The organism is Nocardioides sp. LML1-1-1.1 (assembly GCF_040676175.1).
Taxonomy (GTDB): domain Bacteria; phylum Actinomycetota; class Actinomycetes; order Propionibacteriales; family Nocardioidaceae; genus Nocardioides.
Window position 1 is genome coordinate 246,553 of sequence record NZ_JBEGHK010000002.1, and the last position, 15,064, is coordinate 261,616.

A 15,064-nucleotide genomic window follows, 5' to 3' on the forward strand; every position below is an offset into this window, starting at 1 on the left:
ACTGTGCCGGCTCAGGTGGACCTGAAGTCAACTGCTGCTCCCAGCAGTGCTTCTCCGCCCTCAGCAGCGCGCCCTGGCTCCCGGTCCGGCTCCGGCGCAAGGTGGCGCCATGACCGACGACAACACCCCACGGCTCTTCGACGACCGGCGGCGGCGCGAGCTCTACCAGCAGCGCGTCCTCGTCCTCGACGGCGTGCTCGACGACGACAACGGCACCGTGCTCGCCACCCAGCTGATGAGCCTGGCCGGGGAGGACACCTCCGCGGAGGTCGCGCTGTGGATCCACTCCCCCGGCGGCTCGGTGCCCGCCATGCTCGCGATCCGCGACGTCATGCGGCTCGTGCCGTGCCCCGTCTCCACCCTCGCCCTCGGGATCGCCTGCAGCGCCGGGCAGTTCCTGCTCTCCTCCGGTGAGCCCGGACGCCGCCGCGCGCTGCCGCACTCGCGCATCCTGATGCACCAGGGCTCCGCCGGCATCGGTGGCACCGCCGCCGACGTCGAGCTGCAGGCCGAGGACCTGCGGCACATGCGCGACACCGTGCTCGGCCTCATCGCCGCGGACACCGGGCAGTCGGTCGAGCGGGTCTTCGAGGACTCGCTGCGGGACCGCTGGTACACCGCGCGGGAGGCGCTCGACTACGGCTTCGTCGACGCGGTCGTGTCGTCGTACGACGAGGTGGCGCCGCCGCTGCGTCGTACGGCCGGGCTGGGCTCGTTCACCGCGGGAGGCGTGCGATGAGCACCTACACGATCCCCCACGTGATCGCCCAGCACCCACGTGGCGAGCGGGTCATGGACGTCTACTCGCACCTGCTGACCGAGCGGATCGTCTACCTCGGCACCGCGATCGACGCGGGCGTGGCCAACGCGCTCGTCGCGCAGCTGCTGTTCCTGGAGGCCGACAACCCCGAGCGCGACATCCAGCTCTACATCAACTGCGAGGGCGGCGACCCGAGCGCGATGCTCGCCGTCCACGACACCCTGCAGTACATCCGTCCGCAGGTCGCCACCACCTGCATCGGCCAGGCCGTCGCCGTCGGCGCCGTCCTGCTCGCCGCCGGCGCACCGGGCAAGCGGGCCGCGCTCCCCCACGCCCGCGTGGTCCTCCACCAGCCGGCCGCGTCGGGCCGCGGCCCGATCCCCGACCTGATCCTGCAGGCCGACGAGGTCGTGCGGGTGCGCTCCGAGATCGAGCAGATCCTGTCCCGCCACACCGGCCAGGACGTCGCCTCCCTGCGCGCCGACACCGACCACGACCGGGTGTTCACCGCCGGCGGCGCACAGGAGTACGGGTTGATCGACCGGGTGCTCGAGGAGCGCGTGCTGCCCGGCGGGGCGTGACGCCGGCTACGCGACCAGGGCCAGCGCCATGGAGACCGGGCGCAGCTCGCGGGCGGGCGCGGCGACGTACAGGTCGCCGGTGACGGCGGACGTCAGGTCCAGGAGGGTGAGGCCGAGCGCGCCCGCCACCGCCGCGATCATCTCGCTGCTGGGCTCCTTCACGCCGCGCTCGATCTCGGACAGGTACTGCGGCGAGATCCCGGCCCGCCGGGAGATCTCGGTCAGCGTCGCGCCGCGCTCGCGACGGGCTCGGCGCAGCTGTCGCCCCAGCAGGTCCCGCCACAGCGGCTCGGTGTCGTCCCGGTCCTCGGCCATGCCTCATCGTAGGTCGCCCCGGCGACGCGTCCGGCGGGTCGACGCGGAGTTCTGCTCTCGGCAGAAGCCGCAACCACCCGAAGGGACTATTGACTGCATTCATCACACGGAGTCAAATCGACGGGACGGCGAAGGAGGCCTGCCATGACTGCTCCCGACTCAGCGGACCGCTGGAAGTACGGCATCACGGCGGTGATCGCCGGCGTGCTCGCGATCGTCGTCGTCTTCGGCATCGCGCTGTGGAAGTTCGAGAAGGCCTCGGACATCGGGCTGGTGCTCGGCGCGGTCGTCTCCCCGATCGCCACCATCGTCGCCGCCTACTTCGGCGTCCAGGCCGGCAGCGCCGGCAAGGAGGCCGCGGAGGAGAACGCCCGCAAGAACGTCGCGGTCGGCGCCGGGCTCGCCACGGCCACCACGAGCGACGAGGTCGGCGCGGCACTGCGCAACATCCTCTAGCGGTGCCCCCGCTGGGACTCGAACCCAGACTGCGCCGCTTTTAAGGCGGCTTCCTCTGCCGGTTGGGATACGGGGGCCTGCAGGCGGGCTACAGGTAGGTCTGGCGAGGATAGATGGCGTGTGCCCCGGCCACCCGGTCGAGGAACAGGAACCCGTCGGTGTGGTCGATCTCGTGCTGCAGGGCGCGGGCCTCGAAGGCGTCGGTGGCGAGCACGACCTCCTCACCGGTGCCGGGCAGCCAGCCGCGCACCGTCAACCGCGAGGCGCGCTTCACGTCGCCGGTGAGGTCGGGGACGCTCATGCAGCCCTCGCGCGCCTTCTCGTTGCGACTGGACTCGACGACCTCGGCGTTGCAGAGGACGAAGGTGCCGTGCTTCGTGCGGGCCTTGGGGTGCTTGGTGACGTCCACGCAGAACACCCGGACGCCGACGCCGACCTGGTTGGCGGCCAGGCCCACGCAGCCCGGGCTCACCCGCATGGTGGCGACGAGGTCGGCGGCCAGCCGTACGACCTCCGGGTCCGTCGGGTCGACGTCGGCACCGCGCGCGGAGAGCACCCCCGACGGCGCGCGTACGACGTCGCGGACCCGCCCCTCGGCACCCAGCTCCGCCTCGGTCCAGGCCGCGACCCGGGCGCTGCCCTGCTCGGGGCTCACAGCTCGTCGGTCTCGGCCGCGCGCAGGGTCGCGGTGACGCCGACCCGCTCGGCGGCGGCGCGGATGGCACCACCGACCGCGTCGACGTCGGCCGCGTCGGGCAGCGCGATCTCGGCGACGAGCAGGTAGAGGTCACCGGCGAGCCGGGTGGTCAGGTCGGTGATGTTGCCGCCGGCCGCGGCCACCTGGGCGACGACCTCGGACACGATGCCGGGCCGGTCGCCGCCGTGGACGGTGAGCACCCACGCGGTGCCGCCGGCGCCGGGCGTGACCTCGTCGGAGACCGGGCGCACCGACACGTCGAGGTCTCCCCCGGCGGCGAGCGAGGCGAGCGCGGACTCGACGGCGGACGCCTCGACCTCGCCGCGGCACAGCAGCATCATCGCGAAGTGCCCGCGCAGCAGGGTCATCGTCGAGTCCTCGATGTTGAGGCCCAGGCCGGCCAGGCCCGCGGTGGTCTCGGCGATGATGCCGGGCCGGTCGTGGCCGAGGACGGTGACGGCGTACAGGTCGTTGCTCACGGGCCCACTATCCCAGCCAGCTCCCGCGCCCGGCCGAACACCTCGTCGGTCATCGGCTCCGTCAGTCGCCCGGTGAAGGTGTTGTGGGGGCTGGGGTGGAAGCAGCCGAGGAGCACGATGCCCCGCCCGTCGGCCCGCGTCAGCGACACCTCCGCGCCGTGGCCGAAGCGCGGCCGCGGTCGCGGCACGGCCCACCCGGCGCGCTCCAGCGCGACCAGCGCGGCGGCCCAGCCGATGGCGCCGAGGGTGACGACCACCCGCAACCTGGGCGCCAGGATCGCGAGCTCCTCGTCGAGCCAGGGTGCGCACGTGCCCCGCTCCTCGGGCGTGGGCTTGTTGGCGGGCGGCGCGCAGCGCACCGGCGCGGCCATCCGCAGGTCGCGCAGCACCAGGCCGTCGCCGCGACGGGTGCTGCTCGCCTGGCTGGCGAACCCGGTGCGGTGCAACGACGCGAACAGCCAGTCCCCCGAGCGATCGCCGGTGAACATCCGCCCGGTCCGGTTGGAGCCGTGCGCCGCGGGAGCCAGCCCCAGCACGAGGATCCGCGCGTCGGCGGGGCCGAAGCCGGGCACCGGGCGCGACCAGTAGTCCTCCCCGGCGTACGCCGCCCGCTTCTCCTCCCCCGCCAGCTCCCGCCACGCCACCAGCCGCGGGCAGGCCCGGCACTCGACGACGCGCGCGTCCAGCCGCGCCATCGCCTCCGCCGGGTCGCTCATCGCAGCAGGGACCAGGCGATCCCGTCGAGGATGTCGGTCTCCGCCACCACCAGGTCCGGTACGACGACCCGCCCCAGCACCCGCGAGACGATCAGCGCGCCGGCGTCGATCACGTCGGCCCGGCCCGGGTGCATCCAGCCGAGCGCGCGTCGTTCGGCCACCGTCATGCCGAGCAGCCGGCCGACGAGCCGCTGCACGTCGGCGACCGCGAGCACCTGCCCGTGGATCGCCGCGCGGTCGTAGCCGTCGAGGCCGAGCGTGCCGGCGGCGAGGGTGGTGTTCGTGCCGGCGACGCCGATCACGGTGGCCGCCCTGGCCGGGTCGACCGGGCAGGCGTCGAGCGCGGCGTCGACGTCCGCGACGATCGCCGCGATCTCGACCGCGTCGACCGGGTCGTGGCGCACGTGCCGCTCGTGCAGGCGCACCGAGCCGATGTCCATCGAGTGCGCGGCGCTCGGGCCGCTCGCCGGGTCGCCGAGGATCAGCTCGGTCGAGCCGCCGCCGACGTCGACGACCAGCACCGGGCCGGTCAGTCCCTCGCCGAGGCCACGCACCGCGCCGTCGAAGGCGAGCCGGGCCTCCTCCTCGCCCGAGAGCACCTCCGGCGCGACCCCGAGCCGTTCGAGCACGCCCGCGGTGAACTCCGCCGCGTTGCCGGCGTCCCGGGTCGCGGAGGTGGCGCAGAAGCGGATCCGCTCGGCCCCGGCGTCGGCGATGATCGCGGCGTACTCGTCCAGCGCCGCCCATGCCCGCGCCAGGGCCTCCGGGGCGAGCACGCCGGTGGCGTCGACCCCCTGGCCGAGCCGGATCATCCGGCTCTCGCGACGCACCCCGTCGGGGTCGGCGGCCGGGTTGCCCACGAGCAGCTTGATGGTGTTGGTGCCGCAGTCGATCGCGGCGATCGGGCCCTCACTCATCGGTGGCGGTGACGCACGGGCCCTTGGCCCACCAGTCGCCGAGCAGCTCCAGGACCTCGTCGCCGAGCGGGTTGACGCCCGGCCCCGCGGCGAGCGCGTGCCCGGCCAGCACGTGCAGGCACTTGACCCGGTCGGGCATGCCGCCGGCGGAGATGCCCTCGATCTCGGGGACGTCGAAGCCGCCGGCCTCCGCCACCACGGCGCGGTCGGCGAGGTAGGCCTCGTGCGCGGCGCGGTAGCGCGCCGCGAGCTCGGCGTCGGTGCCCAGCCGCTCCTGCATCTCCTTCATCACGCCGGTGCCCTCGAGGGTGCCGATCCGCGAGGCCGCGCGCGGGCAGGTGAGGTAGTAGGTCGTGGGGAAGGGCGTGCCGTTGGGCAGCCGCGGCTCGGTGGTCACCACGTCCGGGTTGCCGCACGGGCAACGGTGCCCGATGGCGTGCACCCCGCGGACGGGCCGGCCGAGCTGCGCGGCCATGACCGCTTCGTCGTTCGCGCGATCGGTCACTCGCCCAGGTCCTCCTTGGGAGCCTCGATCTCGTTCTTCGGTGCGGGCACCCGGGTCGGCGGGTTGCCGGCGATCTTCACCGAGTCCCACGCGTCGGCGTACCAGGCCCGCTGGTCGGGGTCGGACAGCGTCGAGGGGTCGGCGAGCTCCGCGGAGGCATCGAGCGGCTTGCCGTCGCGCACCGTGACGAAGGGGGTCTCGCCCTTCTGCACGTAGCCGAAGCGCTCCCGGGCCTGCTGGGCGACGTACGCGTCGTCGCTCCAGCGCTCCTTCTCGCGCTGCAGGTCCTTGATGTCGGCCTTGCGCTGGTCGATCTGCTCCTGCAGCGCGTCGATCTGCTCACGCTGCTGGAGGTAGGCGCGCAGCGAGGAGGCGTAGGACACCGCGAGCACGGCCAGCACGAGCACCAGGACCGCGGCCCGGCCGGTCAGCCGGGACTTGCGCTGGTGCTCGGCGCGGGCGCGGACCAGCGCGGCCTGGCGGTCGCGCGCGGCCTGCTTGCGCTGGGCCTTGAGCCGCTCGGCGTACCGCGGCCCGGACCGCCCCGCTGCGGGGCGGCCCGGCTTGCGGGACGTACGGCGCTCGTCAGCCATGGGAGTCCTCCGGGATCAGCCCTGGTAGCGCGGGAAGGCGGCGGCCCCGGCGTAGCGGGCCGCGTCGCCGAGCTCGTCCTCGATGCGCAGCAGCTGGTTGTACTTCGCCACCCGCTCCGAGCGCGCCGGGGCACCGGTCTTGATCTGGCCGCAGTTGGTCGCCACCGCGAGGTCGGCGATCGTGGTGTCCTCGGTCTCGCCGGAGCGGTGGCTCATCATGCAGCGGAAGCCGTTGCGGTGGGCGAGCTCGACGGAGTCGAGGGTCTCGGTCAGCGAGCCGATCTGGTTGACCTTCACCAGCAGGGCGTTGGCCTGGCCCTCGGCGATGCCACGCTGGAGGCGCTCGACGTTGGTGACGAAGAGGTCGTCGCCGACGAGCTGGGTCTTGTCGCCGAGGGCGTCGGTGATGGCCTTCCAGCCGTCCCAGTCGTCCTCGTTGAGCGGGTCCTCGATGCTGACGATCGGGTAGCTGGCGACGAGGTCGGCGTAGTAGGCCGTCATCTCCTCGGCGGACTTCTGGGCGCCCTCGAAGGTGTAGGAGCCGTCGGCGTAGAACTCGCTGGCCGCCACGTCGAGCGCGAGCACGACGTCCTTGCCGAGCTCGTAGCCGGCCTTGGCGACAGCCTCGCCGATCAGGTCGAGGGCGGCCCGGTTGGACTCGAGGTTCGGCGCGAAGCCGCCCTCGTCGCCAAGCCCGGTGGCCAGGCCCTTGTCCTTCAGCACGGACTTGAGCGCGTGGTAGACCTCCGCGCCGACGCGCAGCGCCTCGCGGAAGGTCGGCGCGCCGATCGGCGCGATCATGAACTCCTGGATGTCGACGTTGGAGTCGGCGTGCGACCCACCGTTGAGGATGTTCATCATCGGGACGGGCAGGAGGTGGGCATTGGGACCGCCGACGTAGCGGTAGAGCGGGAGGTCCGCGGAGTCCGCGGCCGCGCGGGCCACGGCCAGCGAGACACCGAGGATCGCGTTGGCGCCGACCTTGGCCTTGTTGGGCGTGCCGTCGACCTCCAGCAGGGTCTGGTCGATCAGGCGCTGGTCGGCGGCGTCGAGACCCTCGATCGCCGGGCCGAGCACCTGGATGACCGCCGTGACGGCCTGGTGGACCCCCTTGCCGAGGTAGCGGTCGCCGCCGTCGCGCAGCTCGACCGCCTCGAAGGCGCCGGTGGACGCGCCACTGGGCACGGCGGCCCGGGCGAAGGACCCGTCGTCGAGGAGGACCTCCACCTCGACGGTGGGGTTGCCGCGCGAGTCGAGGATCTCGCGGGCGCCGACGGCTTCGATCGCTGCCACGTCTAGAGCTGCCTTCCGGTACGGGGACGTCCCGGCCAGCCTAGTGCGCCGGTGCGGTGGATCCGGGCAGCGCCCACCGCGCGTTCGCCGGTTCCGGCATGCTGGCCCCGTGACCAGCCCTGGGACCAGCCCCGAGAGCGCGCCTCCCCGGCGCCGGCCGCACCGGGTCTACGGCGTCGGGCAGGACCCCGAGCCCCGCGACTCGCTCGCCAACGAGCGGACCTTCCTGGCCTGGGTGCGGACCTCCCTGGCCCTGGTCGCCGGCGCCGTCGCGGTCAGCTCGCCGGCGCTGGAGTTCTCCATCGTCGCCCGCCTGGTGCTCTCGCTCGGCCTGGTGCTGGTCGCCGCCGTCGCGCTCGGCGTCGGCTGGCACCGCTGGACGCGGACCGAGATCGCGATGCGGACCAGCGGCACGCTGCCCGGGTTCACCGGCGGGATGGTCGTGCTCGCCGCGGTCGGCGTGCTGATGGCCGTCGCCCTCGGGTCGGCGCTGGTCCGGCACTGACCGGCATCGCCCGGGGCAGCCGCTCAGGCGTCGGGCGAGAACCCGAAGACCGCGCCGAACAGCCGCTCGCACCGCGCGCTCATCGCGTCCGGAGTCACCCCGGGGTGCGCGCACCACCAGGTGACGAGCGAGGCGAACACGTCGCTCCACACCGCCGTCATCGCATCCAGGTCGAGGGCGTCGTCGTCACCGGCCAGCGTGAGCAGCTCCCCCACCCCCTCGCGAGCCAGCCCGTCGAGGCGCTGCTGGTAGGTGTCACGCAGCGCCGCGGTGCCCTCCGGGGCGGTCGCGTCGTTGGCGATCGCCCACACCCACGCTCGCCCGTCCAGCACCCGGAACATCCCGTCGAGGGTGACCAGGGCGCGCTGCAGGCCGACGGCACCCAGGTCGGCCGAGCGCTCGATCTCGCCGAGGACCAGGTCCAGGGCGAGCCGCAGGCAACGCTCGTGGAGCCCCTCCTTGGAGCCGAAGTAGTTGTAGATCAGCGGCTTGGAGATGCCCGCCTGCTGTGCCACGTCGGCCATCGAGGTCGCGGCGAAGCCGTGCTCGCCGAAGATCGGGCCGGCCACGTCGAGGATCTGCTGCTCCCGGTCGGCGCGTGCGACGCCCTTGGTGCCCGAGCGTCGTACCGAGGTCATGCGGAGAACCCTAGCGAACCAATTGACTCCGTGGTAACTTACCCGCGAGTCAATTCAAGGAGACGCCGTGCACGACCTGCTCGACCCGATGAAGAACCCGGTGACCTACGCCATCCCCTTCTTCGTCCTCACGATCCTCGTCGAGCTCGCCGCGCTGAAGTGGCTGGACCACGACGACGACCCGGTCACCGGCCGGCCGCCGACGGGCTACCTCGGCAAGGACACCCGCACCAGCCTGAGCATGGGGCTGATCTCGCTGGTCTTCACGCTGGCGTTCAAGGTCGGCTCGTTCCTCGTCTACATGCTGGTCTTCGTGCACCTCGCGCCCTTCCACCTGCCGACCGACGCGTGGTGGTACTGGCCGCTCGTCCTGGTCGCCGTCGACCTCGGTTTCTACGGCTCGCACCGCTTCGTGCACCGGGTCAACGTGGGCTGGGCGGCGCACCAGGCCCACCACTCCTCGGAGTACATGAACTTCGGGACCGCCCTGCGGCAGAAGTGGAACCCCTGGTTCGAGTTCTTCTTCTGGCTGCCGCTGCCGTTCCTCGGCTTCTCGCCGTGGACGATCTACGTCGCCTTCGGGGTCAACCTGGTCTTCCAGTTCTTCGTGCACACCGAGACGATCGGCAAGCTCCCGCGCCCGATCGAGCTCGTCTTCAACACCCCGTCCCACCACCGGGTGCACCACGGCTCGGACCCGGAGTACCTCGACAAGAACTACGCCGGGATGCTGATCGTCTGGGACCGGATGTTCGGGACCTTCCAGGCCGAGCTGCACCGGCCGACGTACGGGCTGACGAAGCCGGTGGAGACGCACAACCTCATCAAGCTGCAGTACGGCGACTACGCGCAGATCGCCCGCGACGTCCGCGACGCCACGCGCTGGCGCGACCGGATGGGCTACCTGTTCGGCCCGCCCGGCTGGGCGCCGCGCCCGGAGGATCAGGCGTCGAGCCCGAGCTCACCCATCCGCGCCATGTGACGCTCGGTGAGCCGGGTGAACATCCGGCCCAGCGCGGCCAGGTCGAGACCCGGGCGGTCCACGCCGCCGGCGAGCAGCGCGGTCAGCGCGTCCCGGTCGGCGGCGACGCGCTGTGCCTGGGTGAGCGCCTCACCCATCAGGCGACGGCCCCACAGCGCGAGCCGGCCACCGAGCCGCGGGTCGGCGGAGATCGCCGCGCGCACCCGGTCGACGACGAAGGCGGCGTGGGTGCCCTCCTCCATCGAGGAGACGACCAGGTCGCGGGTCTCGGGGTCGAGGTAGGCCGCGATCTCGCGGTAGAAGTCGTTGGCGAGCCCGTCGCCGACGTAGGCCTTGACGAGGCCCTCGTACCAGTCCGCAGGGGCGGTGTGGCGGTGGAACTCGTCGAGCGGCTCGCGGAAGGGCGCCATCGCCGCGAACGGGTCGGCCCCGAGCGAGCGGAGCCGGTCGGACAGCGCGTGCACCTTGGTCAGCTCGCCGCTCGCCATGGTGGCGAGGTCGACCTTGTCGGCCAGGCTGGGCGCGAGCTTCGCGTCCTCGGCCAGCCGCTCGAAGGCGGAGATCTCGCCGTACGCGATGGCGGCGAGGAGGTCGACGACGGCCTCGCGGTACGCCGGGTCGGAATCGGCGGCGAGGGCGGTCGCGTCGGCGGATTCAGCCATGCCGGCAGCGTACAAGTACCATGGACCACAGCGAGAGCCTGTCCGCTCCCCTCCAGGAGCGCGGACGGCCCGCCCGGGCACCCGCCCACGTATGTGCGCGGCTGAGTGTGAATCGGCCGCTTTGATTCTGGCGCCTGCCGACCGGCCGACGACACTCACGAAAGCGAACAGAACACTGACTTCCAACGAGACCACTGCCGCGCCCACCTTCCGCGACCTCGGCGTCATGCCGCTGATCTGCGACGCGCTGGAGCGCGCCGGCATCGTCCACCCCTTCGCCATCCAGGAGATGACCCTCTCCGTGGCGCTGATGGGCACCGACCTGATCGGCCAGGCCCGCACGGGCACCGGCAAGACCCTGGCGTTCGGCATCCCGGTGCTGCAGCGCAGCGTCGCGCCGAGCGACCCCGACTACGCCGAGCTCCCGCAGGGCAAGCCGCAGGCGCTCATCGTGGCCCCCACCCGCGAGCTCGCGATCCAGGTCTCCAGCGACCTCGAGCTCGCCGGCAAGGACCGCGGTCTCCGCGTGCTGACCATCTACGGCGGCGTCGGCTACGAGCCTCAGATCGAGGCCCTCGAGACCGGCGTCGACATCGTCGTCGGCACGCCCGGCCGCCTGATCGACCTCGCCAACCGCCGCGTCCTCGACCTCTCCCACGTGCACGCCCTGGTGCTCGACGAGGCCGACGAGATGCTCGACCTTGGCTTCCTCCCCGACGTGGAGAAGCTGCTCCGGCTCACCCCGGAGACCCGCCAGACGATGCTGTTCTCGGCCACCATGCCGTCGGCGATCGTCTCGCTGGCCCGCATGCACATGCGGCACCCGATGAACATCCGCGCCGAGTCGTCGTACGAGAACGCCACGGTGCCCGCCACCGCGCAGTTCATCTACCTCGCCCACGACCTCGACAAGCCGGAGATCCTCGGCCGCCTGCTGCAGGCCGAGGACGCCGACAAGATGATCGTCTTCACCCGCACCAAGCGCCAGGCGCAGCGGGTCGCCGACGACCTGGTCGAGCGCGGCTTCAAGGCCAGCCCGCTGCACGGCGACATGGCTCAGGTGGCGCGCGAGAAGGCGCTGACGAAGTTCCGCGAGGACAAGATCAAGGTCCTCGTCGCGACCGACGTCGCCGCCCGCGGCATCGACGTCTCCGGCGTCAGCCACGTCGTCAACTACACCTGCCCCGAGGACGACAAGACCTACGTCCACCGGATCGGCCGCACCGGCCGCGCGGGTGCTTCCGGCATCGCGATCACGCTGGTCGACGCGACCGACGTGCACCGCTGGAAGATGATCAACAAGACGCTGGACCTGCCCTTCGACGAGCCGCTGGAGACCTACTCCACCTCCGAGCACCTCTTCCACGACCAGGGCATCGCCCCCGGCACCAAGGGCCGGATCGTCCCGCCCGCTCCCCCGGCCCCCAAGGCCGACCGTGGTGAGCGTGGCGAGCGTCGTTCGAGTGGTGAGCGCCGGTCGAGCGACCGCACCCGGACCCGCACCCGGACTCGCGGCGGCAAGCCCGTCGAGGGCGAGGCCAAGGCGGCCGAGGGCACGACCCCCGCTGCCGAGGGCGCCGAGCGCCCCGCCGGCGCCAGTCGCAACCGTCGTCGCCGTCGCGGCGGCTCGGGTCGCGGCCAGGGCGGCGGCCAGGGTGCGCAGGGTGGCGCGGAGACGCAGACCGCCTGACCCGAGAGTCACTTCGATCGGCAGGGCCCCGTGGGGTCCTGCCGATCGGCATCTCAGCGCCGTTCGCCGTTGGAAGCCCAGCGAGGAGGTCGCTGGCGAGGCGCTCCAGTATCGAGCGGGGCGCTGGTCGCTACACCCACCGGCCGATCCGTCGCATGACGCCGTCCGGGTCGGGGTAGGCGGCGACCGGCGGCGCATGCTCGGCGCGGCGGGGAGGCCGGGCCACCAAGAACGTCCCGGGTGCTGCCCAGGCGATGAGTTCCTCGTAGGTCTCCACGTCGAGTGGGATCCAGACACCGTCCCCGCGCGCACCGTCCGGTCGCGGAGCAACAAGAGACAGGCTTCCGTCGAGCTCGGCCGGAAAGGCTCCCGGTAACGAGGACGGGGCACACGGGAGACGTGCGGTGAGGTCGGGGCCGAACACGACAACGACGTCGCGCGGTCGGAGCGTTCGGTGCAGTCGTGCGAGCGAGTTCCCGTCCGCGATCCAGTGCCAGGTCTCCCCGAAGAGACCGGCCGCCCAACTGACGAGGACCCAGGCGCCTGAAGAGCCGAGCGACGCGGCGGCCCGCTCGATGAACGCGCCGTCGGCCACTGGAAAGTCAGCCACGGTCCACTCATCGTCCTCCAGCTGCCACGGCGAGGCGCGCACCAGGCGCACGTCGACGTCGGAGGCCCAGGGACCGGGCGGCTCAGGGAGCCCCTGAACATAGAAGCACTCCTCGCCGACGTGAAGACGGACCGACCGCGGCGAGCGCAGCTCGCAGTTCACGCGGTACGGGTCGCGCAACTGAAGGACGATGAGCCGCTTGGCCTCCTGCCACGAGACCGGGGTGCCGTCCCTGAAGCTTCCGTCCAGTAGCTCCGGCACAGGATCATCGAGAATCGGGCGCCGGATGACGAACCGCTCTTCGACGAGGGAGGGGAACAGCGCCTCGAGGATCTCGGGAGTGGGACGCGCAAGTCCGCGCTGAGCGATCATGAACCACGGCGTGGTCGTCAATCCGTCATCCATTTCAGCCCATTCAGGTTTCCGGACGAGTCAATGTCGACATCGTAGGTCCCGATTCGTCGGCCCCGTCGGTCGAGCTCGTCGCGCTGGTGATGACGGTGGGCGTGGTCGCGACCAGCGCGACCTCGAAGTCTCGCCATACCCCTGTGCGTGTCACGGTCCCGTTCGAGGCGATCACTCTCACGCGGTAGGCGCCGCTGCTCCTGATCGAGCCCACGGGGACCATCCACGAAGCCGACGGCTCCTGTGTCGGCGCCACGGCGCGTCGGTGACGGCAGTGCCCTGGCTGTCCTGGACCTCGAACCGGTAGCCCACGGCCCTACCCTCGACCGGCGCCGAGGCGGTGAAGGTCGGGGTCGTGGTCTCGGTCACCCACGACGAGCATCCGCCGTTGCAGGGCGACATCTGCACCGCTGGCTCCGGCGGCACGTCGTCGGCGGGATCGACGCTCGCCCTGCTGTTGGCGAGATCGATCTTGCCGTCGGCCGAGACGCCGGCCGACGAGGTCCTCACCACGCCGTCGTCGGCGCGTGCGTCCACGGGGACGTAGAGCAGCGCGGCCGCCGCGGCGACCGCTACGGTCACCCGCAGCCGAGCCACCATCGAATGCGAACGACCATGCCGATGCCCCCCAGTTTCCCGCCCGACGACCGGTTGCAGGGACCACCTGATCACACAGGAGGGCGTTCTGTCAGCAGACGCTGACAGAACAGGTCAGAAAGTGCATCCGCTAGGCGGTGACGACGACCTTGGTGCCGATCGGCGCGAACTCCCACAGCGCGATCGCGTTGCTGCGCTCCTGGCGGATGCAGCCGTGCGAGAGCGGGGTGCCGAGCTGCTTCAGCGTCTGCACCGGCTTGCCGTCGTCGACCGGGATCGTGTGGAAGCCGATCGCCGAGCCGCCGGTGCCGTGGGTGAAGCGGACGAAGTACTCCATCGTGCCGGAGTCGTCGATGCCGACGGCGTTGCGGCTGCGGGAGTAGACCGCGAAGGTGCCGCGGGCGAGGTTGTCGGTGACGCTGCCGGAGACCAGGTAGGTGCGCTCGACGTCGCCGGTGCCGTCGATCAGCCAGACCCGCTGGCGGCCCTGGCTGAAGACGATCCGGCGGCCCTTGCCGGAGCCGGCCGGCAACGCGGTCGACTCGCTGACGGCGGCCATCCGGGCGGCGTCGGCGTCGAGCGCGGGGCTGGTCGCGGCCGAGCGCGCGTCGGGGCGCGGGGACGGGCTCGGCGACTGCTTCGGGACGCTGGTCAGCGCGCTGGCGGCGTCGGTGCGGTCACCACCAGGGGGCAGCAGGCCGAAGCCGCCGGCGACGGCGATCGCGGTCACCGCGACGGAGGCGCCGAAGGCGGCGATCCGGCCGTAGCGCGGACGGACGACGGCGCGGCGCTTGCCGGCGACCGGTGCCCGGTGCCGGCCCTGCGGGGTTGCTCGGTGTGCGCCCACGACTCAGCGCGCCGCCCGGGTCAGGAGGGAGCCGGCCACCTCGCGGTAGGCCTGGGCGCCCTTGCTGGTGCGGCTGGTGGCGAGGATCGAGCGGCCGGCGGCGGGCGCCTCGGCGAACTTGATCGTCTTCGGGATCGGCGGCTCGACGACCTCGAGGTCGTAGGTCTCGGAGATGGTGTCGAGCACCGCCCGCGCGTGGTTGGTCCGGCCGTCGTACAACGTCGGGAGGACGCCCCAGACGGAGAGGTCGCGGTTGGTGAAGCGGCGTACGTCGTGCACGGTGTCGAGCAGCTGACCGACCCCCCGGTGCGAGAGCGTCTCGCACTGCAGCGGGATGAGCACGCCGCTGGCGGCGGTCAGCGCGGCGACGGTGAGCACGCCGAGCGAGGGCGGGCAGTCGAGGAGCACCCAGTCGTAGTGGGTGCCGGACGCGGCGAGGTCCTCCATGACGCCGCGGAGCACGTGCTCACGACCGGTGCGGGTGAGCAGGTCGGCCTCGGCGCGCGCCAGCTCGATCGTGGCCGGCAGCAGGTCGACGCCGTCCTCGGTCGTGATGATGACCTCGTCGACCGCGGTGCCCTTGGTGAGCACGTGGTGGACTGAGAGCTCCAGGTCCTCGGGATCGATGCCGAGCGAGAAGGTCAGGCAGGCCTGCGGGTCGAGGTCGACCAGGAGCACCGACTGGCCACGCTCCGCGAGAGCCGCACCGATCGACGCCACGGACGTCGTCTTGGCCACGCCGCCCTTCTGGTTGGCGACAGCCAGGATCGTGGTGCCGGGAGCCTTCGCGCTGTTCATCAGGGCCATCATGCCGGA

Annotated in this window: 20 protein-coding genes and 1 tRNA gene; 7 read left to right on the forward strand and 14 right to left on the reverse strand. The window is 72.3% G+C overall.

The genetic code is table 11. The features are described 5' to 3' along the window. Window positions 1-109: 109 nt before the first annotated feature. Together MRBLML1_RS07790 and MRBLML1_RS07795 are read left to right on the forward strand one after the other, a co-directional pair. Entirely contained in the window at window positions 110-739 is a 630-nt protein-coding gene (locus MRBLML1_RS07790; RefSeq protein WP_364513869.1) for a ClpP family protease, read from the forward strand. Continuing rightward, window positions 736-1,341 (forward strand): ClpP family protease, encoded by a 606-nt coding sequence (locus tag MRBLML1_RS07795; RefSeq protein WP_364513872.1) that lies wholly within the window; start codon window positions 736-738, stop codon window positions 1,339-1,341. The genes MRBLML1_RS07790 and MRBLML1_RS07795 overlap by 4 nt, the downstream gene beginning before the upstream one ends. A 6-nt stretch (window positions 1,342-1,347) precedes the next feature. On the opposite strand, the gene MRBLML1_RS07800 is transcribed toward MRBLML1_RS07795, so the two are convergent. Beyond that, window positions 1,348-1,656, reverse strand: coding sequence for a helix-turn-helix domain-containing protein (locus MRBLML1_RS07800; RefSeq protein WP_364513875.1), 309 nt, complete (start codon window positions 1,654-1,656; stop codon window positions 1,348-1,350). A gap of 144 nt (window positions 1,657-1,800) precedes the next feature. Here MRBLML1_RS07800 and MRBLML1_RS07805 point away from each other — a divergent pair, with 144 nt between their 5' ends. Then, window positions 1,801-2,112, forward strand: a complete 312-nt coding sequence (locus MRBLML1_RS07805) for a hypothetical protein (protein WP_364513878.1) — start codon at window positions 1,801-1,803, stop codon at window positions 2,110-2,112. Between the two features lie 3 nt (window positions 2,113-2,115). Here MRBLML1_RS07805 and MRBLML1_RS07810 read toward each other — a convergent pair. From MRBLML1_RS07810 to eno, 8 genes are all read right to left on the reverse strand, one after another. Beyond that, window positions 2,116-2,189, reverse strand: a tRNA-Leu gene (locus tag MRBLML1_RS07810). An 11-nt stretch (window positions 2,190-2,200) separates the two neighbouring features. Continuing rightward, entirely contained in the window at window positions 2,201-2,767 is a 567-nt protein-coding gene (locus MRBLML1_RS07815; RefSeq protein ID WP_364513881.1) for a peptide deformylase, read from the reverse strand. After that, on the reverse strand, window positions 2,764-3,288 hold the full coding sequence (locus tag MRBLML1_RS07820; RefSeq protein WP_364513883.1) for a glycine cleavage system protein R: 525 nt from the start codon (window positions 3,286-3,288) through the stop codon (window positions 2,764-2,766). The genes MRBLML1_RS07815 and MRBLML1_RS07820 overlap by 4 nt, the downstream gene beginning before the upstream one ends. After that, the gene (locus MRBLML1_RS07825; RefSeq protein WP_364513886.1) at window positions 3,285-4,004 is read right to left on the reverse strand and encodes a uracil-DNA glycosylase; all 720 of its coding nucleotides are present in this window, start codon (window positions 4,002-4,004) and stop codon (window positions 3,285-3,287) included. Before MRBLML1_RS07825 ends, MRBLML1_RS07820 begins: the two co-directional genes overlap by 4 nt. Next, the gene (locus MRBLML1_RS07830; protein WP_364513889.1) at window positions 4,001-4,921 is read right to left on the reverse strand and encodes an exopolyphosphatase; all 921 of its coding nucleotides are present in this window, start codon (window positions 4,919-4,921) and stop codon (window positions 4,001-4,003) included. The genes MRBLML1_RS07825 and MRBLML1_RS07830 overlap by 4 nt, the downstream gene beginning before the upstream one ends. Then, window positions 4,914-5,396 carry a DUF501 domain-containing protein gene (locus tag MRBLML1_RS07835; RefSeq protein WP_364515607.1) on the reverse strand — a complete coding sequence of 161 codons (483 nt, stop codon included), beginning with the start codon at window positions 5,394-5,396 and terminating at the stop codon, window positions 4,914-4,916. The genes MRBLML1_RS07830 and MRBLML1_RS07835 overlap by 8 nt, the downstream gene beginning before the upstream one ends. 26 nt (window positions 5,397-5,422) lie before the next feature. Beyond that, the gene (locus MRBLML1_RS07840; RefSeq protein WP_364513892.1) at window positions 5,423-6,019 is read right to left on the reverse strand and encodes an FtsB family cell division protein; all 597 of its coding nucleotides are present in this window, start codon (window positions 6,017-6,019) and stop codon (window positions 5,423-5,425) included. Window positions 6,020-6,034: 15 nt separating this feature from the next. After that, window positions 6,035-7,312, reverse strand: a complete 1,278-nt coding sequence (gene eno / locus MRBLML1_RS07845; protein WP_364513895.1) for a phosphopyruvate hydratase — start codon at window positions 7,310-7,312, stop codon at window positions 6,035-6,037. 109 nt (window positions 7,313-7,421) lie between these two features. Here eno and MRBLML1_RS07850 point away from each other — a divergent pair, with 109 nt between their 5' ends. Continuing rightward, on the forward strand, window positions 7,422-7,817 hold the full coding sequence (locus MRBLML1_RS07850; protein ID WP_364513898.1) for a YidH family protein: 396 nt from the start codon (window positions 7,422-7,424) through the stop codon (window positions 7,815-7,817). A 23-nt stretch (window positions 7,818-7,840) separates the two neighbouring features. Here the strand turns inward: MRBLML1_RS07850 and MRBLML1_RS07855 are convergent, their stop codons facing one another. Next, window positions 7,841-8,455 (reverse strand): TetR/AcrR family transcriptional regulator, encoded by a 615-nt coding sequence (locus tag MRBLML1_RS07855; RefSeq protein WP_364513901.1) that lies wholly within the window; start codon window positions 8,453-8,455, stop codon window positions 7,841-7,843. Window positions 8,456-8,522: 67 nt separating this feature from the next. Here MRBLML1_RS07855 and MRBLML1_RS07860 point away from each other — a divergent pair, with 67 nt between their 5' ends. Then, window positions 8,523-9,437 carry a sterol desaturase family protein gene (locus tag MRBLML1_RS07860; protein WP_364513903.1) on the forward strand — a complete coding sequence of 305 codons (915 nt, stop codon included), beginning with the start codon at window positions 8,523-8,525 and terminating at the stop codon, window positions 9,435-9,437. Here the strand turns inward: MRBLML1_RS07860 and MRBLML1_RS07865 are convergent. Then, complete coding sequence (locus tag MRBLML1_RS07865; RefSeq protein ID WP_364513906.1) at window positions 9,398-10,099, reverse strand: ferritin-like fold-containing protein; 702 nt, start codon at window positions 10,097-10,099, stop codon at window positions 9,398-9,400. The two genes, MRBLML1_RS07860 and MRBLML1_RS07865, sit on opposite strands and share 40 nt — an antisense overlap. Before the next feature lie 226 nt (window positions 10,100-10,325). Here MRBLML1_RS07865 and MRBLML1_RS07870 point away from each other — a divergent pair, with 226 nt between their 5' ends. Further along, entirely contained in the window at window positions 10,326-11,789 is a 1,464-nt protein-coding gene (locus MRBLML1_RS07870) for a DEAD/DEAH box helicase (RefSeq protein WP_364513909.1), read from the forward strand. 130 nt (window positions 11,790-11,919) lie between these two features. On the opposite strand, the gene MRBLML1_RS07875 is transcribed toward MRBLML1_RS07870, so the two are convergent. Continuing rightward, on the reverse strand, window positions 11,920-12,804 hold the full coding sequence (locus tag MRBLML1_RS07875) for a hypothetical protein (RefSeq protein WP_364513912.1): 885 nt from the start codon (window positions 12,802-12,804) through the stop codon (window positions 11,920-11,922). A gap of 355 nt (window positions 12,805-13,159) precedes the next feature. Here MRBLML1_RS07875 and MRBLML1_RS07880 point away from each other — a divergent pair, with 355 nt between their 5' ends. Continuing rightward, entirely contained in the window at window positions 13,160-13,351 is a 192-nt protein-coding gene (locus MRBLML1_RS07880; RefSeq protein ID WP_364513915.1) for a hypothetical protein, read from the forward strand. A 180-nt stretch (window positions 13,352-13,531) separates the two neighbouring features. On the opposite strand, the gene MRBLML1_RS07885 is transcribed toward MRBLML1_RS07880, so the two are convergent. After that, a complete protein-coding gene (locus MRBLML1_RS07885; protein WP_364513917.1) occupies window positions 13,532-14,248 on the reverse strand; it encodes a L,D-transpeptidase in 717 nt (238 codons plus the stop codon). A 3-nt stretch (window positions 14,249-14,251) separates the two neighbouring features. Continuing rightward, window positions 14,252-15,046: a ParA family protein gene (locus tag MRBLML1_RS07890; protein ID WP_364513920.1), complete on the reverse strand. Its 795-nt coding sequence runs from the start codon at window positions 15,044-15,046 to the stop codon at window positions 14,252-14,254. Between the last annotated feature and the right edge of the window lie 18 nt (window positions 15,047-15,064).